The 19385-nt window shown below is 65.9% G+C and carries 17 protein-coding genes; 12 read left to right on the forward strand and 5 right to left on the reverse strand.

The window, feature by feature from the left end:
• Positions 1 to 35: 35 nt before the first annotated feature.
• The gene (gene aroG, locus E6C76_RS18535; protein WP_136349742.1) at positions 36 to 1124 is read right to left on the reverse strand and encodes a 3-deoxy-7-phosphoheptulonate synthase AroG; all 1089 of its coding nucleotides are present in this window, start codon (positions 1122 to 1124) and stop codon (positions 36 to 38) included.
• Positions 1125 to 1312: 188 nt separating this feature from the next.
• Between aroG and msrP the strand changes: the two genes are divergently transcribed.
• Both msrP and E6C76_RS18545 read left to right on the forward strand, forming a co-directional pair.
• A complete protein-coding gene (gene msrP, locus E6C76_RS18540) occupies positions 1313 to 2254 on the forward strand; it encodes a protein-methionine-sulfoxide reductase catalytic subunit MsrP (protein ID WP_136349743.1) in 942 nt (313 codons plus the stop codon).
• Between the two features lie 5 nt (positions 2255 to 2259).
• A complete protein-coding gene (locus E6C76_RS18545) occupies positions 2260 to 2940 on the forward strand; it encodes a protein-methionine-sulfoxide reductase heme-binding subunit MsrQ (protein ID WP_136349744.1) in 681 nt (226 codons plus the stop codon).
• A 30-nt stretch (positions 2941 to 2970) separates the two neighbouring features.
• Here the strand turns inward: E6C76_RS18545 and mog are convergent, their stop codons facing one another.
• Entirely contained in the window at positions 2971 to 3564 is a 594-nt protein-coding gene (gene mog, locus E6C76_RS18550) for a molybdopterin adenylyltransferase (RefSeq protein WP_136349745.1), read from the reverse strand.
• Positions 3561 to 4130, reverse strand: coding sequence for a ribosome biogenesis factor YjgA (gene yjgA / locus E6C76_RS18555; RefSeq protein ID WP_136349746.1), 570 nt, complete (start codon positions 4128 to 4130; stop codon positions 3561 to 3563). Before yjgA ends, mog begins: the two co-directional genes overlap by 4 nt.
• Positions 4131 to 4199: 69 nt before the next feature.
• Here yjgA and pmbA point away from each other — a divergent pair, with 69 nt between their 5' ends.
• From pmbA to E6C76_RS22320, 5 genes are all read left to right on the forward strand, one after another.
• Positions 4200 to 5546 (forward strand): metalloprotease PmbA, encoded by a 1347-nt coding sequence (pmbA, locus tag E6C76_RS18560; protein WP_136349747.1) that lies wholly within the window; start codon positions 4200 to 4202, stop codon positions 5544 to 5546.
• A 241-nt stretch (positions 5547 to 5787) separates the two neighbouring features.
• Positions 5788 to 6924 (forward strand): TRAP transporter substrate-binding protein, encoded by a 1137-nt coding sequence (locus E6C76_RS18565; RefSeq protein WP_136349748.1) that lies wholly within the window; start codon positions 5788 to 5790, stop codon positions 6922 to 6924.
• 177 nt (positions 6925 to 7101) lie between these two features.
• Entirely contained in the window at positions 7102 to 9822 is a 2721-nt protein-coding gene (locus tag E6C76_RS18570; RefSeq protein WP_136349749.1) for an AAA domain-containing protein, read from the forward strand.
• Positions 9823 to 9918: 96 nt separating this feature from the next.
• Positions 9919 to 10656, forward strand: a complete 738-nt coding sequence (locus tag E6C76_RS18575) for a type IV toxin-antitoxin system AbiEi family antitoxin (RefSeq protein ID WP_136349750.1) — start codon at positions 9919 to 9921, stop codon at positions 10654 to 10656.
• On the forward strand, positions 10653 to 11120 hold the full coding sequence (locus E6C76_RS22320; protein WP_211090288.1) for a nucleotidyl transferase AbiEii/AbiGii toxin family protein: 468 nt from the start codon (positions 10653 to 10655) through the stop codon (positions 11118 to 11120). The genes E6C76_RS18575 and E6C76_RS22320 overlap by 4 nt, the downstream gene beginning before the upstream one ends.
• Before the next feature lie 33 nt (positions 11121 to 11153).
• Here the strand turns inward: E6C76_RS22320 and E6C76_RS18585 are convergent, their stop codons facing one another.
• Together E6C76_RS18585 and E6C76_RS18590 are read right to left on the reverse strand one after the other, a co-directional pair.
• Entirely contained in the window at positions 11154 to 12797 is a 1644-nt protein-coding gene (locus tag E6C76_RS18585) for a TRAP transporter large permease (protein WP_136349751.1), read from the reverse strand.
• The gene (locus E6C76_RS18590; RefSeq protein WP_168734381.1) at positions 12790 to 13380 is read right to left on the reverse strand and encodes a TRAP transporter small permease subunit; all 591 of its coding nucleotides are present in this window, start codon (positions 13378 to 13380) and stop codon (positions 12790 to 12792) included. Before E6C76_RS18590 ends, E6C76_RS18585 begins: the two co-directional genes overlap by 8 nt.
• A 265-nt stretch (positions 13381 to 13645) precedes the next feature.
• On the opposite strand from E6C76_RS18590, the gene E6C76_RS18595 reads away from it, so the two are divergent.
• The 5 genes from E6C76_RS18595 (at position 13646) to E6C76_RS18615 (ending at position 19101) form a co-directional block, all read left to right on the forward strand.
• Positions 13646 to 14728, forward strand: coding sequence for a TRAP transporter substrate-binding protein (locus tag E6C76_RS18595; protein ID WP_136349752.1), 1083 nt, complete (start codon positions 13646 to 13648; stop codon positions 14726 to 14728).
• 172 nt (positions 14729 to 14900) lie between these two features.
• Complete coding sequence (locus E6C76_RS18600) at positions 14901 to 15983, forward strand: TRAP transporter substrate-binding protein (protein WP_136349753.1); 1083 nt, start codon at positions 14901 to 14903, stop codon at positions 15981 to 15983.
• Between the two features lie 147 nt (positions 15984 to 16130).
• Positions 16131 to 16751: a TRAP transporter small permease subunit gene (locus E6C76_RS18605; RefSeq protein WP_136349754.1), complete on the forward strand. Its 621-nt coding sequence runs from the start codon at positions 16131 to 16133 to the stop codon at positions 16749 to 16751.
• Positions 16748 to 18442 carry a TRAP transporter large permease gene (locus E6C76_RS18610; RefSeq protein ID WP_136349755.1) on the forward strand — a complete coding sequence of 565 codons (1695 nt, stop codon included), beginning with the start codon at positions 16748 to 16750 and terminating at the stop codon, positions 18440 to 18442. Before E6C76_RS18605 ends, E6C76_RS18610 begins: the two co-directional genes overlap by 4 nt.
• Complete coding sequence (locus tag E6C76_RS18615) at positions 18436 to 19101, forward strand: histidine phosphatase family protein (RefSeq protein WP_211090289.1); 666 nt, start codon at positions 18436 to 18438, stop codon at positions 19099 to 19101. Before E6C76_RS18610 ends, E6C76_RS18615 begins: the two co-directional genes overlap by 7 nt.
• The last annotated feature ends 284 nt before the right edge of the window (positions 19102 to 19385 follow it).

Below are 19385 nucleotides of genomic sequence, written 5' to 3' on the forward strand. Positions count from 1 at the left end.
CCGGCCCCCTGCGTTTCAGCGCATGCGCGCGGGCATCATTCCAGGCTGCTGGCCGCGAGCTTGACGCGGCGCGCACGCACGGCCTCGGCCAGCACGTCGAGCACCGCCACGCTGTCTTCCCAGCCGATGCAGGCGTCGGTGATGCTCTTGCCGTATTCCAGCTCACAGCCCGGCACCAGATCCTGGCGGCCTTCGTGGATGTGCGACTCGATCATCACGCCGATCACCCGGTCGTCGCCCGCGCTCATCTGCCCGCCCACGTCGCGCGCCACGTCGATCTGGCGGCGGTGCTGCTTGCTGGAGTTGGCGTGCGAGAAGTCGATCATCACCTTGCCCGGCACACCGGCGGCGGCCAGTTCCTTGCACGCCGCGTCGACGCTGGCGGCGTCGTAGTTGGGCGCCTTGCCGCCGCGCAGGATGACGTGGCAGTCCTCGTTGCCGCGCGTGGACACGATGGCAGAATGCCCGGCCTTGGTCACCGAAAGGAAGTGGTGCGGCGCCTGCGCGGCCTTGATGGCGTCGATGGCGATCCGGACGTTGCCGTCGGTGCCGTTCTTGAAGCCCACCGGGCAGGACAGCCCGGAAGCCAGCTCGCGGTGCACCTGGCTTTCCGTGGTGCGCGCGCCGATCGCCCCCCAGGCGATCAGGTCGGCGATGTACTGCGGGGTGATCATGTCGAGGAACTCGGTGCCCGCCGGCAGGCCGGTCTCATTGATCTCCCACAGCAGCTTGCGCGCCAGGCGCACGCCTTCGTTGATGCGGAAGCTGCCGTCCAGCTGCGGATCGTTGATCAGCCCCTTCCAGCCCACCGTGGTGCGCGGTTTCTCGAAGTACACGCGCATGACGATCAGCAGGTCTTCCCTGAGGCGGTCGGCCTCGGCCTTCAGGCGCTCGGCGTAGTCCAGCGCGGCCACCGGATCGTGGATGGAGCACGGGCCGATGACCACCAGCAGCCGGTCGTCGGCGCCGAACAGAATGCGGTGGATGCCCTGGCGCGCCTCGTACGCCACCTCGGCGGCCTTCTGCGTGGCGGGAAACTCGCGCAGCACATGGGAAGGCGGGACCAGTTCCTTGATTTCCTGGATGCGGACGTCGTCGATGTGGATCTTGACCGAGGCGGACATGGCAATGCTCTGAGCACGGATACGAAGAGGAACGGACGATTCTAGCAGGCTCGCCACGCCCGGCGGTGTGCCGATACCATGGCGCGGCGGACTATCCACCCGATAGCCGAATCCAATCGGCGGCGAAACCCGCCGCCTGCTACGCTGTCCGAATCCTTCCAGCGTCCGTTTCGCCCCCCCCACCCGCCATGCTGATCCGCCGCCCCGCCGACATCGCCCCCTCGGAAATCACCGCACGCGAACTGTTCGAAGGCCGCCGCGAATTCATCCGCCGCGCCGGTCTCGGCCTGGCCGCAGGCGCCGCGCTGTGGCACGGCCTGCCCGCACCGGCGCGCGCCGCCGATGCACTGCCGCGCACCGTGCCCGGCCCGTTCAGCATCGGCGAGCCGCTCACCAAGCTGGAATCGGCGATCAGCTACAACAACTTCTACGAGTTCGGCGTCACCAAGAGCGGGCCGGAGCGCAACGCCCACCGCATGCAGGTGCGCCCGTGGACGCTGCGGGTCGAAGGGCTGGTATGCAAGCCGCGCGAATTCGGCATCGAGGAACTGCTGAAGCTGGCGCCGATGGAAGAGCGCATCTACCGGCTGCGCTGCGTGGAGGCGTGGTCCATGGTCATCCCCTGGGCCGGCTATCCGCTGGCCGCGCTGCTGAAGGCGGTGGAGCCGCTGGGCAGCGCGAAGTACGTGGAATTCGTCACCCATTACGATCCGGCGATCATGAACACCCGGCAGGTGATCGAATGGCCCTACCACGAGGGGCTGCGCCTCGACGAGGCGCTGCATCCGCTGACCCTGCTCACCTTCGGCATGTACGGCGAGCTGCTGCCCAACCAGAACGGCGCGCCGGTACGCATCGTGGTGCCGTGGAAGTACGGCTTCAAGAGCGCGAAGTCCATCGTCACCCTCCGCCTGCTGGAAGAACAGCCGGCCACCGCATGGATCAAGCAGGCCCCGCAGGAATACGGTTTCTACGCCAACGTCAATCCCGAGGTCAGCCATCCGCGCTGGAACCAGGCCACCGAGCGGCGCATCGGCGAACAGCGCCGGCGCCCCACGCTGATGTTCAACGGCTATGCCGAGCAGGTCGCCCAGCTGTACCAGGGCATGGATCTGCACAAGCACTACTGATCCGCATGAATCCGCCCACCCCCTCTCCCGTCCAGCTGGCGGCCATCAAGACGGCCGTGTTCCTGCTCTGCCTGCTGCCGGCCGTCCTGCTGGCGCGGGGCTGGTTCGCCAACGCGCTGGGCGCCAATCCGGTGGAGGCGGTGCAGCACGCCACCGGCTCCTGGGCGCTCAACATGCTGCTGATCAGCCTGGCGGTCACCCCGCTGCGCCGCCTCACCGGCCTGCACTGGCTGATCCGCCTGCGCCGCATGCTGGGGCTGTTCGCCTTCGCCTGGGCCTGCGCGCACCTGCTCAACTGGATCTGGCTGGACCTGTGGTTCGACTGGCGGGCGATCGGCGCGGACATCCTCGACCGCCCCTACGTCTCGGTGGGTTTCGCCGCCTTCGTGCTGATGCTGCCGCTGGCGGCCACTTCCACCCAGAGCGCGATGCGCCGCCTGGGTGGCCGGCGCTGGCAGGCCTTGCACCGCTCGGCGTACGTGGTGGCCATCCTGGGCGTGGCGCACTTCTGGTGGCTGGTGAAGGCCGACGTGCTGGAACCCTTGCTCTACGCGCTGGCCCTGGCCGCGCTGCTCGGTGCGCGCATGTGGCAGCGTGAACTGGAACGCCGCCGTCAGTTGGCGGCGCCCCCGCCCCTGCCGGGCACGCCGCCCAAGGGCCGCGTCATCCGCATCGTGCCGAAGTAAGCGCCCGGCCGTCGGCCGGGCGGATCCGCCTCAGCCCGCGCTCGGCGGGCGCCGCGCGCTCTTCGGCCGGAAGGCGTCGATGACTGCCGGATCGGTTTCCATGTAGGGCCCGCCGATCAGATCCACGCAGTAGGGAATGGCGGCGAAGATGCCCAGGTGGCGCACCGAGCCGTCTTGCGCACGCAGCCCTTCGAGGGTTTCACGGATGGATTTGGGCTGCCCCGGCAGATTGACGATCAGCGCGCGCCCACGGATCACCGCGACCTGGCGCGAGAGGATGGCGGTGGGCACGAAGTTGAGGCTGATGCGGCGCATCTCCTCGCCGAAGCCGGGCATCTCCTTGTCGCCCACGGCCAGCGTGGCCTCCGGGGTGACGTCGCGCAACGCCGGGCCGGTGCCGCCGGTGGTCAGCACCAGGTTGCAGCCTTCGTCCTCCACCAGTTCGATCAGCGCGCGCTCGATCAGCGCGCGCTCGTCGGGAATCAACCGCTCCACCCCCTGCCACGGCGAGCGCAGCGCGCGGTCCAGCCAGTCGCGCAGCGCGGGGATGCCCTGGTCGGCGTAGGTGCCGTCGGAGGCGCGGTCGCTGATCGACAGCAGGCCGATGCGGATCGATTCGCTCATTCGCGTTCGTCCCCGGCCAGGTCCTCGTCGGGCGCGGCATCCACCGGCGCGCAGCCGCCTTCCTCCAGTTCGCGCAGCACGCGGAACAGCTCGCGGTAGGCGCGCGGCGGCTTGGCCTGCTCGCGTTCCTTCAGCGCGTTGCGGCGCAGGTTGCGCAGGTGCTGCAGATCGGCTTGCGGCCACAGTTCGGTGACGCGGCCGAGCGCGCGTTCATCGGCGAGCAGATCCTCGCGCAGCTTTTCCAGCCGATGCTGACGGGCGATTTCGGCGCGCGACACGCCGTTGAAGATGTCCAGCTGGGCCTGGATGGGCTCCGGTTCGATGTTGCGCATCAGCTTGCCGATGTACTGCATCTGCCGGCGGCGCGCGCCATGCGCGGTGATGCGCTGGGCTTCGCGCACGGCCTCGAACAGGGTCTCGGGCATGGGCACCTTGCGCAGGCGCTCGACGGACAGCGCCACCAGTTGTTCGCCGAGGTCCTGCAGCGCCTGCATTTCTTTCTTGCGCCGGGTCTTGCTCGGCGGGTCATCGTCGGCGAACGTGCCGTCGTCGGGGTGGTGCGTCATGAAAATCGGGCCGGGGTGGGATCGGGGTAAGATTATAGCCTTTGTGTTTTCGCTCCCATGCCCCGACCCATGTCCCGATCCGCCCAAGGTCTCGCCTTCTCCCAGGAACAGCTGCGCGAAATCGCCGCCGACGTGCTGAAGTTCGCCCGCAAGCGCGGTGCCTCGGCCTGCGAAACCGACGTCTCCGAAGGTTTCGGGCAGACGGTGACGGTACGCAAGGGCGAGGTCGACACCATCGAGTACAACCGCGACAAGGGCATCGGCGTCACCGTGTACCTGGGCCAGCAGCGTGGCCACGCGAGCACTTCGGATTTCTCCCGCAAGGCGCTCAAGGCCACGGTGGAGGCGGCGCTGTCGATCGCCCGCTTCACCGCGCCCGACCCCTGCGCCGGGCTGGCCGACGAGGCCCTGCTGGCGCGCGACTGCCCGGACCTCGATCTGGACCATCCGTGGGCGCTCGGCGTGGACGAGGCCATCGCCGCCGCGCACCGCTGCGAGGAGGCAGCCTTCGCCACCAGCGCCAAGGTGAGCAATTCCGAGGGCGCCTCGGTATCCACCCAGCGCTCGCACTTCGTCTCGGCCAACAGCCTGGGCTTCGTGGGTGGCTATGCCAGCACCCGGCACGGCTACTCGTGCTCGGTGATCGCCGGCGAGGGCGACGGCATGCAGCGCGAATACTGGTACGACAGCCGGCGCAAGGCCGCCGACCTGCTCGCCCCGGAGGAAGTCGGCCGGCGCGCCGCCGAGCGCGCGGTGGCCCGCCTGGGTGCGAGGAAGATCCGTACCTGCGAGGTGCCGGTGCTGTTCGAGGCGCCGCTGGCGGTGGGCCTGATCGGCAACTTCGTGCAGGCGGTAAGCGGCGGCGCGCTGTACCGCAAGTCCAGCTTCCTGCTCGACAGCCTGGGCAAGCCGGTATTCTCGCCGCTCATCCACATCGTCGAGCGCCCGCACCTGCGCGGCGCCTTCGGCGCCACGCCGTTCGACAGCGACGGCGTGGCCACGCGCGAACGCGAGGTGGTGGTGGCCGGCGAACTGCGCGGCTACTTCCTGTCCACCTACACCGGCCGCAAGCTCGGCATGCCGACCACCGGCAACGCCGGCGGCTCGCACAACCTGCGGGTGGCCGGCGGCGAGCTCGACCTGGAAGGCCTGGCACGCAAGATGGAGCGCGGCCTGCTGGTCACCGAACTGCTCGGCCACGGTGTCAATTACGTCACCGGCGACTATTCGCGCGGCGCGGCGGGCTTCTGGGTGGACAAGGGGCGCATCAAGCACCCGGTGGAGGAAGTCACCATCGCCGGCAACCTGCGCGACATGTTCCTCGGCATCGTCGCCGTGGGCAACGACGCGCTGCCGCGTGGCGCCAAGCACTGCGGCTCGCTGCTGATCGAACGCATGAAGGTGGCCGGGCGCTGAGCGCGCCCGATATAATCCAGCCCGATTAGCTACGCATCATGACGGCTCCGCGCCGGACCCGGCCCACAAGGCTTCCGTCCGCCCCAGGCCGCCGTGCCTGCCCCGCCGACACCGCCCCGCGCATGACCCCACCCGCGCGCGGCCGTCGCTGTGCCGGACCCCATGAGGCTCCGCCCGCCACCGCCGGCTAATCCGCACAGCACACAAAACCAGAACCAATCGCCCAGATTTAGGAGTCCGCATGGAACGCCGTTCATTCCTCAAGAAAGCCGGTGCCAGCGTTGCCGCCGCCGGTGCCGTCGGCCTGGCCGCCTGCAGCAAGTCCGAACAGCCCGCCGCCGCACCGGCCTCTTCCGCCGCGCCCGCCGTACACACCGGCCTGCCGGAGATCAAATGGCGCATGACCTCGAGCTTTCCGAAGAGTCTGGACACGCTGTACGGCACTTCCGAACTGCTCGCCCAGCGCCTGCGCGAGATCACCGACGGCAAGTTCGACATCCGCATCTTCCCGTCCGGCGAACTGGTGCCCGGCCTGCAGGCGCTCGACGCCGTGCAGCACGGCACCGTGGAAATGTGCCACACCTGCTCCTACTACTACGTCGGCAAGGACAAGACCTTCGCCATCGGCACCGCGCTGCCGTTCGGCCTGAACGCCCGCCAGATGGACGCCTGGATCATCGCCGGCGGCGGCCAGGAGCTGCTCGACGAGTTCTACGCCAACTACAACGTGTATTCCTTCCTCGGCGGCAACACCGGCGTGCAGATGGGCGGCTGGTACCGCAAGAAGATCGAGACGCCGGAAGACCTCAAGGGCCTGAAGATCCGCATCGCCGGCATCGCCGGGGAGATCCTCGCGCGCCTGGGCGCCATCCCGCAGCAGATCGCCGGCGCGGACATCTATCCGTCGCTGGAGAAGGGTACGCTCGACGCGGTCGAATTCGTCGCCCCCTACGACGACGAGAAGCTGGGCTTCCACAAGGTGGCGCCGTACTACTACGCGCCGGGCTGGTGGGAACCGGGTCCGGCGGTGCATTTCTATGTGAACCGCGCGGAATGGGACAAGCTGCCCAAGGAGTACCAGGCCGCCTTCCGCACCGCCTCGCGCGAGGCGCACATCCTGATGACCGCGACCTACGACCACAAGAACCCGGCCGCGCTGGCCCGCCTGCTGGCCCAGGGCGTGAAGCTGGAGACCTTCTCCCGCGAGGTCATGAAGACGGCCTACGATACCGCCCAGGAGCTGTACGCGGAGGAATCCGCCAGGAACCCGGCGTGGGCGAAGATCTACACCGAGTTCGAGAAGTATCGCCGTTCGCAGAACGCCTGGTTCAGCGTTGCCGAGGCCAGCTACGACCGCTTCATCCAGTCGCTACGCTGACCCCGAAGCCTTTCGGCCTGCCCCGAACCCGCGCTCCGGCGCGGGTTCTTTTTTGTTTCACGATGACTCCAGTATGCACACGATAATGGCAATATGATTCCTTCTTGAGGAAATAACGGCATTCGATAGTCGGCGTGAGGGCGAATCGGATGTCGTTCGCTCACGAGTAAGGGACGTATGGTTTCTATCCATGTGGGTGGCGAGGACAAGACTGCAGAGATCATCAAATGGTGGATTTGGTGCGATCAGCACGAAGGACTGCAGCTGAAGTACTCTTATTCACACAAAGGAAAGGTGGACACGCACGCGCTCAGCGACTGCCGCATTTCCCCCATCCGCGAACTGGGCGAGATGTTGCTGACCAAGCCAGGCAGCGCGATCGTCAAGCCCATCAAAAAGGCGACGATCTACGGCGAGCGGTATGCCGTTGTGCACTATCCGGACTCCGATAAACCCTATGTCCACAAATTGGACGGCATTGGCTTTGCCGCGAAAACGGCGATGAAGGAGGCCTCAGTCTTCCAGTATTTCGTTGCCGTGGCGAATGCCCGGAAGCATCGCGCGAGTTCGGAGGATAACCGTGATATTGCCGCCAATGTCGTGCACCAGCTGGAAAGACTACCCGCCAGTGCCGACACCGCCTTGCATGCCTATTGCACGGGACGGAATGGAACGCTGGCAGCGGGCAAGGGTTTGATCTATCCGTTCGGCGTGAACGAAAGCCAGCTCGCGGCGGTCGAGCGGGCCTTCAGTGCGCAGATCAGCGTGATCGAAGGCCCGCCGGGGACCGGCAAGACCCAGACCATCCTGAACATCCTCGCCAATATCCTGCTGCGCGGGCAAACGGTGGCGGTGCTGTCCAACAACAATGCGGCGGTGGAAAACGTCTACGAAAAGCTGGAGAAATGCAGCCTGGGCCATCTGGTTGCGAAACTCGGCAACCAGAAAAACCGCGACGTCTTCTTCGCAGATCTGCCGCCGTGGCCATCGGGTCAACCTGAACCCGCGCCGACCATGGGCGAAATCCAGGCCATGCTGGCACGCTTGAAGCAACATCTGCACGATCACAACCGGGCGGCGCAACTGCAGGCCGACATCGACGAGTTGACCATCGAGCGGCGCTATCTGCAGCAGTGGCGGGAAGACAGCGGCATTCAGGCCGCCGCCTCGCTGGACAAGTACGGACTGTCGCCACGCAAGACGGCGGACCTGATGGCCTACCTGGCCCATCTTGGCGAGCAGCGCATCCGGCTCAAGGACCGGATCGAATTGCTGTTCAACTTCAGAATTTTCCGCGCCCGACCTTTCGCCCAGGGCGATGCGCGCCTGTCCGTTTTCCATGCCTTGCAGATGCACTATTACGACCAGGCGCTGCGGGACAAGGAAGCGGAGCTACAGGCATGCCGGGAGTCGCTGGCGCGCGGGAATTTCACGGCCTTGCTGGATGCGTTGAAGACGGCGTCGATGCGCCACCTGAAGCAGCACCTGCAGAGTCAGAAGCGGGCATCGGACGCCTTCGATGCCGAGACATACAAGCACAAGGAGCGGTTCGATGCCTTCGTGCAGCGCTTCCCGATCCTGGGCAGCAGCACGCACTCCATTGTCAATTCGGTTGCAGAAGGGGCGATCCTCGATTACGTGATCATCGACGAGTCCTCACAACAAGACATCGTGCCGGGCATTCTGGCGCTGGGCTGCGCGAAGAACCTGGTCGTTGTCGGCGACAGCCGTCAGTTGGCGCATATTCCCGTGGCGCTGGAGGGCCTGCAGGCGCCCGCCAGCGCCTACGATTGCGAGCGCTACAGCCTGCTCGATTCGTGCATCGGCGTGTTCAAGGAGGCGCTGCCCAGGACGCTGCTGAAAGAGCATTACCGCTGCCATCCCAGGATCATTCAGTTCTGCAACCAGCAGTTCTACGACAACGCGCTGGTGCCCATGACCCAGGACAAGGGCGAGGAGCCCCTGCGCCTGGTGGTGACCGCCAAGGGCAACCACGCCCGCCAGAACACCAACCTGCGGGAACTGGACTCCCTGCTCAAGCTGCTCGATGACGAGGGCGAGCCCGCCGGGCTGGACGGCGACGGCCGTGGCTTCATCGCCCCTTTCCGGGCACAGGTCAACCTCTCTGGCACGCACCTGCCAGCGGACTTCGTCAAGGACACCGTGCACAAGTTCCAGGGCCGGGAATGCGACGAGATCGTCTTCTCCACCGTGCTGGACAAGAAGCGCCACAACCAGGAACGCAAGCGGCTGGATTTCGTCGATGACCCGCGCATGGTGAATGTCGCGGTGTCGCGGGCCAAGCACCGCTTCACCCTGGTGACGGGAGACGATGTGTTTGCGGGCAACAACGGCCACATCGCGGCCTTGATGCGCTACATCGAGTATTACGCGCAGGACGAGCAGGTCGTGCGTGCGCCCGTGGTGTCGGCCTTCGATCTGCTGTACCGGGAGTACGACCAGTCCCTGGCACGCTTGAACGCCCGCTTGCGGCCCGAGGACTCACGCTACAAGTCCGAACAGATCGCGGCGCAACTGCTGCGCGAGGCGCTGTCCGATCCGTCGTGCCAGTCGTTGATGTGCCACAGCCAGGTCAGGCTGAGTCAGGTCGCATCATCGACCAACCCGGATTTGACGGAGCGCGAGCGGGCTTTCATGGCGCGCGCCAGTTGCGATTTCGTGATCTATTTCAAGGTGGGCAAGACCCCGCTGGGGGTGATCGAGGTCGATGGTGGCTCCCACGACAGGCCAGATCAGGCGGCGAGAGACGCCTTGAAAAACAGCATCCTGGCGAAAAACGGCATTCCCATCCTGCGTTTGGGCACCGTCGAGAGCCGCATCGAAGAGCGGATCTCTGGGTTCATCGCCCAGTGGGCGAGCCCTGCGCCCAGCGCGTGAGGCAGAATTTGGATAGGTTGTGATTGTCGTATCCAGACTACGATTATATAAGTCATATCAAATTGACTTTTTTGGAAAAGTCGTAAAAATCGCAGTATGGCTACGACTACTTCAAGCAAGCTAAATTCGCTCTACACCCGACTGGCACCAGGAACGCCGCTGACCTCGGAGGACTTGGCGGGGTTGGGCATCTCCGCCGATCTGGCCGTTCACTACGTCCGGGCGGGTTGGCTTACGCGCCTGGCCCGTGGGGTGTACGCCCGTCCAAACGACACGCCGGCCCTGTATCCCAGCCTGCTGCTGTTGCAGCGTCGGTACGAGGGTCTTCACGTTGGCGGCAAGTCGGCACTCGACTGGTACGGCGTGCGCCAGTACGTGCCGCATCAGCCGGTACTGCACTTGTACGGATGGACGGCGGGCCGCCTGCCGGAGTGGTTCACCGAACGCTTCCCGGCCGAGTACCACCGCAAGCGGCTGTTCGACGAGCAGCCGGACGCCTTGCTGCACGTTGGCCCGTTCGAGAAGCGCAGCGGGGCGCCGCAGGTGTCGGCGCCGGAGCGTGCGTTGTTGGAGCTATTGAGCGAAGTCGGCGTGCGCCAGTCCTTGCAGGAAGCCCGCGAACTCGTCGAAAGTGCGTACAGCCTGCGCGCCGACGTGCTGCGCGAGCTGCTGCAGCACTGCACGAGCGTCAAGACCGTGCGGCTGTGTCTGCAACTCGGCCGCGAGGGTTCGCTACCTTGGGTGGACAAGCTCGACCCGGCCACGTTGCCCACGGGCAGCGACCGCCCCTGGGTATCCCGGTCAGCCGATGGCCTGCTGGTGCTCAAGCCATGAACCCGGTCTATCTCGATACCGCACGCCTGCTGACGCAGGTGGCACCGCTGGTGTTCGTGGACGACACCTTTGCGCTGAAGGGCGGCACTGCGATCAATCTGTTCGTGCGCGACATGCCGCGCCTGTCGGTCGATCTCGATCTGGTTTTTCCCGATCACACGCTGCCGCGTGACGAGGCGCTGGCGCGCATCAACGAGGCCGTCCGGCAGGCCGCCGAACGGCTGAAGAAACGCGGCTTCCAGACGCACACGGCGGCGGCAGCGGCAGGGGAGACCATTAAGGCCGTGTCCCGGAGTCTGGTTGACGACGCCGGTTTCGCCGGCTGCCATCCCTCGAACGGGCCGCCCCAAGCCCCCCAGGGGGGCAGCAACCCACGCAGCGGTGGCGCGTGGGGGCTTTTTTTGTCCGGACAAAAACAAGCAAACCGCAGCGGATTCCTGCTCCCTCTCCCACGAGGGGCTTGACTGAAGGCCGCCGCCCCGGTTCTGCGTAGAGGATCAGTTGCCCTGCAACTGCCGCATCAGATCGCTGGCATCCCCCCCGCCCGAGGAGCCCGAACCGCCGCCGAACATCAGTTCGTCCAGATTGAGTTCCTGCTGTTCGAGGGCCTTGCGCGCACTGTCGTCGTGCGACACCAGGCCGGGGAAGGCGATGATCAGGCCCACCATGATCAACTGGATGAACAGGAAAGGCACGGCGCCCCAGTAGATCGATGTGGTCTTGATCTGCGGCGGCGCCACCGAGCGCAGGAAGAACAGCGCGAAGCCGAAGGGTGGGTGCAGGAAGGAGGTCTGCAGGTTGACTGCCAGCAGCACGCCGAACCAGATCAGGTCGATGCCCAGCTTGTCCGCCACCGGCGCGAGCAGGGGCACGATGATGAAGGCCAGCTCGAAGTAGTCGAGGAAGAAGGCGAGGAAGAACACCAGGATGTTCACCGCGATCAGGAAGCCGGTCTGCCCGCCCGGCAGCGAGGTCAGCAGATGTTCCACCCACAGGTCGCCATTGACGCCGCGGAAGGTCAGGCCGAACACCGTGGAGCCGATCAGGATGAACATCACGAAGCAGGACAGCTTGGTGGTGGAATCCATCGCCTGCATCATCAGCTTCGGCGACAGGCGGCGGCGCGCCACGGCCATCAGCAGCGCGCCCATGGCGCCCATGGCGCCGCCCTCGGTGGGCGTGGCCAGGCCGATGAAGATGGTGCCCAGCACCAGGAAGATCAGCGCCAGCGGCGGAATCAGCACGAAGGTGACGCGCTCGGCCATCTTCGACAGCAGGCGCAGGCCGAGCAGGCGCTGCGTGATGGCGATGACGAAAGAGATGCCGATGGCCACCATGGCGAACACCACCACCCGTTCCCCCGTGGTGACCCCGTCGGGCAGCACCAGACCGGCCACCAGCAGGCCCGCCGCCGAAGAGATGGTGAACAGCACGCCCAGCGAAGGCAGGCCGCTGGAGCCGTCCGGCTCGCGCAGGGTGCGCGCCTCCAACGGCATGGCCGGCGCCCACTGCGGGCGGAACAGGGCGACCCCGCCCACGTAGAGCAGATAAAGGCAGATCAGCAGCATGCTGGGCAGCAGCGCGCCCTGGTACATCTCGCCCACTGAGCGGCCGAGCTGGTCGGCCATGATGATGAGCACCAGCGAGGGCGGCACGATCTGCGCCAGCGTGCCGGAGGCGGCGATGACCCCGCTGGCGAGGCGGTGGTCGTAGCCGTAGCGCAGCATGATGGGCAGCGAGATCAGCCCCATGGAGATCACCGAGGCGGCCACCACGCCGGTGGTGGCGGCGAGCAGCGCACCGACCACGACCACCGCGATGGCCAGACCGCCGCGCACCGGGCCGAACAGCTGGCCCACGGTGTCGAGCAGGTCCTCGGCCATGCCGCTGCGTTCGAGGATCAGGCCCATGAAGGTGAAGAAGGGCACGGCCAGCAGGGTGTCGTTGGCCATGATGCCGAACACCCGCTCCGGCAGGGCCTGGAACAGCGCGGCGTTGAGCAGGCCGAGTTCGATGCCGAGCAGGCCGAACAGGATGCCGTTGGCGCCCAGCGCGAAGGCCACCGGAAAGCCCATCAGCAGGAAGGCCAACAGCGACACGAACATCAGCGGCGCCATGTTGGCGATGAGGAACTCAGTCATGCTTGCCCCCCTGCGCCTTGATGCTCTCCACCAGTTCCTCGGTGCCGCCCACCGAGCCTTTCCTTTCCAGCGGATTGGGGCCGTGCCCGGTGAGGAAGGCGATGCGCTTGATCAGTTCCGAGACGGCCTGCAGCACCAGCAGGGCCAGGCCCGCCGGCAGCAGCATCTTCACCGGCCAGCGGATCAGCCCGCCGGGGTTCTGCGACATCTCGCCGGAATACAGCGAATCCATGACGATGGGCCAGGACAGCCACAGGATCAGGCAGGTCATCGGCAGCAGGAAGACCAGGATGCCGAAGATATCGACCATGCACTGACGGCGCGGCGAGAGCTTGGCGAACACCAGGTCGATGCGCACGTGCTCGTTACGCAGAAAGGTATAGCCGGCGGCCAGCATGAACATCGCCGCGAACAGATACCACTGGACTTCCAGCAGGGCGTTGGAACTGGTGTGGAACAGCTTGCGCGCCAGCGCGTTGCCCGTGCTGATCACCACCGCGATCAGCACGAGCCACATCACGGCGCGACCTACCCGCTCGTTGATCTGGTCGATCACGCGGGAAATACGCAGCAAAGCAAACACGAGGGGGCTCCAGAAAACCGGCGGCGCGCACGCCGTCGATGCGCGAACAGCAACGATGCAGAAGGAAGGGAATAAAATTTTCTAATTATTTCACAGCACGCGCCGTTTGACCTGTTCCACGCGTGCGATCCGCCCGCCGGACACCTATCGCGAACGGATGAATGCCCCCAGGACGTTAGGGTTTTCCGCGCTTCTTGCCGAAAAACGCAATCCCTATGATGGGCCGCGCTTCACAACAAAACCTACATAAGGCAAAGGAGAGATCGTGGAACGTCGCAAATTCATGAAAAGCGCCGGCCTCGCCGGCATCCTCGCTGCAGGCACCACCCCTGCAATCGTCCAGGCACAACAGCAGGTCCGCTGGCGCCTGGCTTCCAGCTTCCCGAAGTCGCTGGACACCATCCACGGCGGCGCTGAAGTGTTCGCCAGGATGGTTTCCGACATGACCGGCGGCAGGTTCCAGATCAGCGTGCATGCGCCGGGCGAGCTGGTGCCGGCCTTCGGCGTGGTCGACGCCGTGCAGCAGGGCACCATCGACTGTTGCCACACCTGCGGCTACTACTTCTTCGGCAAGGATGAAACCTTCGCCATCGACACCGCCATCCCCTTCGGCATGAACTCGCGCGGCATCACCGCGTGGATGTACGACGGCAACGGCATGAAGCTGCTGCGCGAATTCTTCGCCCAGTACAACATGGTCAACTTCCCGCTCGGCAACACCGGTGCACAGATGGGCGGCTGGTACCGCAAGGAAATCAAGTCGGTGGCGGATCTCAACGGCCTGAAGATGCGCATCGGCGGTTTCGCCGGCCGCGTGCTGGCCAAGCTGGGCGGCGTGCCGCAGAACATCCCGGGCGGCGAGCTGTACCAGGCCCTGGAGCGCGGCACCATCGACGCCACCGAATGGGTCGGCCCCTACGACGACCACAAGCTGGGCTTCCACAAGGTTGCACCGTTCTACTATTACCCGGGCTGGTGGGAAGGCGGCGCCCAGGTGTCCATGTACATCAACGACAAGCAGTGGAACGGCCTGTCGGCCGAGTACAGGGCCATCGTCACCGCCGCGGCCTCGCATGCCCACGTCAACATGCAGGCCATGTACGACGCGCGCAACCCGGTCGCGCTCAAGCAACTGATCGCCGAGGGCGCCAAGCTGCACCGCTTCCCGCGCGACGTGATGGATTCGGCCCTGAAGGCGCGCAGCGAGGTGTACAAGGAGCTGTTGGACACCAACCCGAACTGGAAGAAGATCTACCCCGACTACGAGCGTTTCATGCGTGACCAGTACCAGTGGGTGCCGATTGCCGACGGCAGCTACGACCAGTACATGGCTGCCCAGACGCTGTAGGGCGAGCCGGCGTACCCGGGGCGGCGGCCGCGGTGAGCGGCCCGCCACCCTTCTCCATCGCTGGGCGAATCGTCTCAAAGTGTTAGGGTTTTCCGCGCTTTCCGCTGAAAAACGCAATCCCTATGATTGGTCGCGCTTCGCAACAAGACCTACATAAGGCAAAGGAGAGATCGTGGAACGTCGCAAATTCATGAAAAGCGCTGGCCTCGCCGGCATCCTCGCAGCCGGTTCGGCCCCCGCCATCGTGCATGCCCAGCAGCAGATCCGCTGGCGCCTCGCATCGAGCTTCCCCAAATCGCTCGACACCGTCTATGGCGCCAGCGAAGCGTTCGCCAAGTACGTCTCGGACGCCACCGGCGGCAAGTTCGTGATCTCGGTGCACCCGGCCGGCGAACTCGTCCCCGCCTTCGGCGTCGTGGATGCGGTGCAGCAGGGCACCATCGACTGCGCGCACACCGCGCCGTACTACTTCTTCGGCAAGGACGAGAGCTTCGCCTTCGACTGCACGATTCCCTTCGGCATGACCTCGCGCGCCATGACCGCCTGGATGCTCGAAGGCAACGGCATGAAGCTGATGCGCGAGTTCTATGCCCAGTACAACATCGTTAACTTCGTCTGCGGCAACACCGGCGCGCAGATGGGCGGCTGGTACCGCAAGGAAATCAAGTCGGTGGCCGACCTCAACGGCCTGAAGATGCGCATCGGCGGCTTCGGCGGCCGGGTGCTGGCCAAGCTGGGGGCGGTGTCGCAGAACATTCCGGCGGGCGAAATCTACCAGGCGCTGGAACGCGGCACCATCGACGCGGCCGAATGGATCGGCCCGTACGACGATCTGCGCCTGGGCCTGCACAAGGTCGCCAAGAACTACTACTACCCGGCATGGTGGGAAGGCAGCACGCAGTTCTCCGTCTACATCAACGACAAGCAGTGGAACGGCCTGTCGGCGGAATACAAGGCCATCATCGAGCAGGCCTCGCGGGCCGCGCACGTCACCTGCCAGGCACGCTACGACGCCCGCAACCCGGGCGCGCTGAAGCAGCTGATCGCCGAGGGCGCCGTGCTGTCCCGTTTCCCGCGCGATTTCATGGATGCCGCGTTCAAGGCTTCCCGCGAAGTCTATGCGGAACTGAACGACACGAACCCGAACTGGAAGAAGATCTATCCCGACTACAGCCGCTTCCTGGCCGATCAGGTGCAGTGGGAAGCCGTCGCGGAAAGCAACTACGCCCAGTATCTGGCCGCCCAGAAACTCTGATCCCGTTCTTCGGCGGATCGATCCGGTCCGCCGCCTTCCGCCGCCCGCCGCCAAACGGCAGCCGGCGGCGGCATTCTGTCCGTAGCTCCTGCGCGCCCGGGGTCTGACGGGGCCGGCCGCCTCCACGCCTATCCAAGGCCCGACATCATGAACATGCTGCTCCACCTCTCCCAGGTCATCGACCGGCTCAGCCGGCTGGTCGGGAAATCCATCATCTGGCTGGTGCTGGCCGCCACGCTCATCAGCGCGGGCAACGCCATCATCCGCAAAGCCTTCAACGTCGGCTCCAACGCTTTCCTGGAAATCCAGTGGTATCTGTTCGCCGCGGTATTCCTGCTCGGCGCCGGCTATACCTTCCTGCAGAACGCCCACGTGCGCATCGACGTCGTCTCGAACCGCCTGCCGCGGCACGTACGCACCTGGATCGATATCGGCGGCATCGTCTTCTTCGTGCTGCCGATGTGCTACTTCATGATCCAGTTCTCCTGGCCCATTCTCGCCCAGGCCTACACGACCAACGAAATGTCGTCGAACGCCGGCGGCCTGATCCGCTGGCCGGCGTATGCCCTGGTGCCGGCCGGCTTCGCCCTGCTCGGCCTGCAATCGATCTCCGAACTGATCAAGCGGGCCGCCTTCCTCACCGGCCGCGGCCCCGACCCGCAGCAGCTCGGCGGCCATCACGACACGGAAGAGGCGCACGCCTCCGCCGATACGCCCGCCGGCTCCGGCCAGGCTTCCGATGCCAGCGACGAGGCTCGCAAACAATGATCGAATTCTTCACCGCCAATATCGCCCCGATCATGTTCGGGACGGTCATGCTGTTCCTGCTTTCCGGCTTCCCGGTGGCCTTCTCGCTGGCCGCCTGCGGACTGGTGTTCGGCTTCGTCGGCATCGAACTCGGCCTGCTGCCGGCCTCGCTGTTCCAGGCGCTGCCGCTGCGGGTGTTCGGCATCATGCAGAACGACACCCTGCTGGCCATTCCCTTCTTCACCCTGATGGGGCTGATCCTCGAACGCAGCGGCATGGCCGAGGACCTGCTGGAAACCGCCGGCCAAGTGTTCGGCCCGATCCGCGGCGGCCTGGCGCTCTCCGTGCTGTTCGTCGGCTCGCTGCTCGCTGCCACCACCGGTGTGGTCGCCGCCGCGGTGATCTCCATGGGGCTGATCTCGCTGCCCATCATGCTGCGCTACGGCTACAACCCGGCCTTCGCCTGCGGCACCATCACCGCCTCCGGCACGCTGGCGCAGGCGCTGCCGCCGTCGCTGGTGCTGATCGTGGTGGCCGACCAGCTCGGCGTGAGCGTGGGCGACATGTTCCGCGGCGCCTTCACCCCGGCCTTCATGCTGATCGGCCTGTACGCGGTGCTGATCATCGGCGTGGCCATCTTCCTGCCCAAGCTGGTCCCCGCCCTGCCGATCGAAGCGCGCACCTTCCGCCAGCCGGACGGCTCTTCCGGGGGACGCTCGCTGCTGGTGTTCAGCACGCTGGTGGTCGGCCTGTCGGTGGTGTTCGGGTATTACTACGGCGACATCCTGGGCTGGCTGCAGGGCACCGAAGCCCTGGAACGCGCGCGGGACGAAACCATCGTCATGTCGATGACCTTCGGCACCCTCATCTCCATGGTGCTGGCCGGCGCCAACAAACTGCTGCGCCTGGGCCTGCTGTCGCCGATGGCCCAGCAATTCACCTTCGTGATGATTCCGCCGCTGGCACTCATCTTCCTGGTGCTGGGCACCATCTTCCTCGGTGTGGCCACGCCGACCGAAGGCGGCGCCATGGGCGCGGCCGGCGCGCTGCTGATGGCCTTGCTGCGCCGCCGCCTGGACCTCAAGACACTCATCCAGGCGCTCGAATCGACCACCCGCCTGTCGGTGTTCGTGCTGTTCATCCTGATCGGCTCCACGCTGTTCAGCTTCACCTTCACCGCGGTGGACGGCAACCACTGGGTCGAGCACCTGTTCGACAAGCTGCCCGGCGGCGAAATCGGCTTCCTGGTGTTCGTCAATACGGTGGTGTTCCTGCTCGGCTTCTTCCTCGACTTCTTCGAGATCGCCTTCATCCTGATCCCGCTGCTGGCGCCGGTCGCAGCCAAGATGGACATCAACCTGATCTGGTTTGGTATCCTCATCGCGGTGAACCTACAGACCTCCTTCCTGACTCCACCGTTCGGCTTCGCGCTGTTCTACCTGCGCAGCGTCACGCCGGTCTCGCGCTTCGTCGACCGGGTCACCGGCAAACGCATCGAAGGCATCCGCACCACGCAGATCTATCGTGGCGCGCTGCCCTTCGTCGCCCTGCAGATCCTGCTGATCGGCCTGCTGATCGCCTTCCCCGGACTCGTGACCGGCAGTCTGGACTCGGCGGTCGACGTAGACCTCGACACCATCCAGATCCAGCTTCCTGGAAGCGGTGGCGACTGGGGCAGCGGTGGCGACTCGGACGGCGGCGGCGGATGGTGATCTCCACCCGGCTGTGCCTGGTGCGCCACGGTGAAACCGCCTGGAACACCGAGCGCCGCCTGCAAGGCCACCTGGACGTTCCCCTGAATCCCACGGGGGAACGCCAGGCCGAGGCCACCGCCCGCGCGCTGGCCGGCCTCGCCCCCTTCGACGCCATCCACAGCAGTGACTTGGCGCGCGCCCTGCGCACCGCCCAGGCCGCCGGCAACGCACTCAGCCTCCCCGTGCAGATCGACGCGGATCTGCGCGAGCGCCACTACGGCGCCTTCCAGGGCCTCACGCACGAAGAGGCGCAGGCCCGCCATCCCGAGGACTATCGCCGCTGGCACGGACGCGACCCGCAGTTCGACCTGCTCGGTGGCGAGAGCCTGAACACCTTTGCCACGCGCATCCGGCACACACTGGAACGCATCGCCGCCGCCCACCCCGGCGGACGGGTGCTGGTATTCACCCACGGCGGCGTGCTCGACGTCGCCCACCGCCTGGCCAGCGGCCGGCCGCTCCACATCCCGCGCGATTTCTCCATCCCCAACGCCGGGCTGAACTGGCTGGAACGCGACGCCGCAGGCTGGCGCCTGCTGTCCTGGGCCGAGCAGGACCATCTGGACGACACCCTGGACGAATCGGCCGACGGCGGGCGGGCGCCGTCCGCGAATTAACGGCATTTTTACGGCGCAACGGCGGGCGCCTCGGTTATCGATCGTTCTACCGCAGCTGGATCTCCGCCAGACGCACCTTCCGCCCCCCCTGTAATCGCCGCTCCCCTTGCATGGCTTGCACGCAGCGGCACAGCCCCATGTCGCGGCACACCGGCATTGTTTTCGCGGGCATATTTATGCACCATACAAAACATGATCGAATCGTGCGCCGATGAGCGGTCCGCCATGACAGCAGCCCCAAGGTCGCACATGTGTCGGGGCAGCACGGACAACCTGCGGAGAAA

Origin of the sequence: Pseudothauera nasutitermitis, assembly GCF_004801295.1 — a bacterium.
GTDB lineage: Bacteria > Pseudomonadota > Gammaproteobacteria > Burkholderiales > Rhodocyclaceae > Pseudothauera > Pseudothauera nasutitermitis.

Coding starts and splice junctions, on each gene's coding strand:
- aroG (WP_136349742.1), bottom strand. CDS start 1,124: ATGTCCGCCTCGGTCAAGATCCACATCGACGACGTCCGCATCCAGGAA.
- msrP (WP_136349743.1), top strand. CDS start 1,313: ATGCTGATCCGCCGCCCCGCCGACATCGCCCCCTCGGAAATCACCGCA.
- E6C76_RS18545 (WP_136349744.1), top strand. CDS start 2,260: ATGAATCCGCCCACCCCCTCTCCCGTCCAGCTGGCGGCCATCAAGACG.
- mog (WP_136349745.1), bottom strand. CDS start 3,564: ATGAGCGAATCGATCCGCATCGGCCTGCTGTCGATCAGCGACCGCGCC.
- yjgA (WP_136349746.1), bottom strand. CDS start 4,130: ATGACGCACCACCCCGACGACGGCACGTTCGCCGACGATGACCCGCCG.
- pmbA (WP_136349747.1), top strand. CDS start 4,200: ATGTCCCGATCCGCCCAAGGTCTCGCCTTCTCCCAGGAACAGCTGCGC.
- E6C76_RS18565 (WP_136349748.1), top strand. CDS start 5,788: ATGGAACGCCGTTCATTCCTCAAGAAAGCCGGTGCCAGCGTTGCCGCC.
- E6C76_RS18570 (WP_136349749.1), top strand. CDS start 7,102: ATGGTTTCTATCCATGTGGGTGGCGAGGACAAGACTGCAGAGATCATC.
- E6C76_RS18575 (WP_136349750.1), top strand. CDS start 9,919: ATGGCTACGACTACTTCAAGCAAGCTAAATTCGCTCTACACCCGACTG.
- E6C76_RS22320 (WP_211090288.1), top strand. CDS start 10,653: ATGAACCCGGTCTATCTCGATACCGCACGCCTGCTGACGCAGGTGGCA.
- E6C76_RS18585 (WP_136349751.1), bottom strand. CDS start 12,797: ATGACTGAGTTCCTCATCGCCAACATGGCGCCGCTGATGTTCGTGTCG.
- E6C76_RS18605 (WP_136349754.1), top strand. CDS start 16,131: ATGAACATGCTGCTCCACCTCTCCCAGGTCATCGACCGGCTCAGCCGG.
- E6C76_RS18610 (WP_136349755.1), top strand. CDS start 16,748: ATGATCGAATTCTTCACCGCCAATATCGCCCCGATCATGTTCGGGACG.
- E6C76_RS18615 (WP_211090289.1), top strand. CDS start 18,436: ATGGTGATCTCCACCCGGCTGTGCCTGGTGCGCCACGGTGAAACCGCC.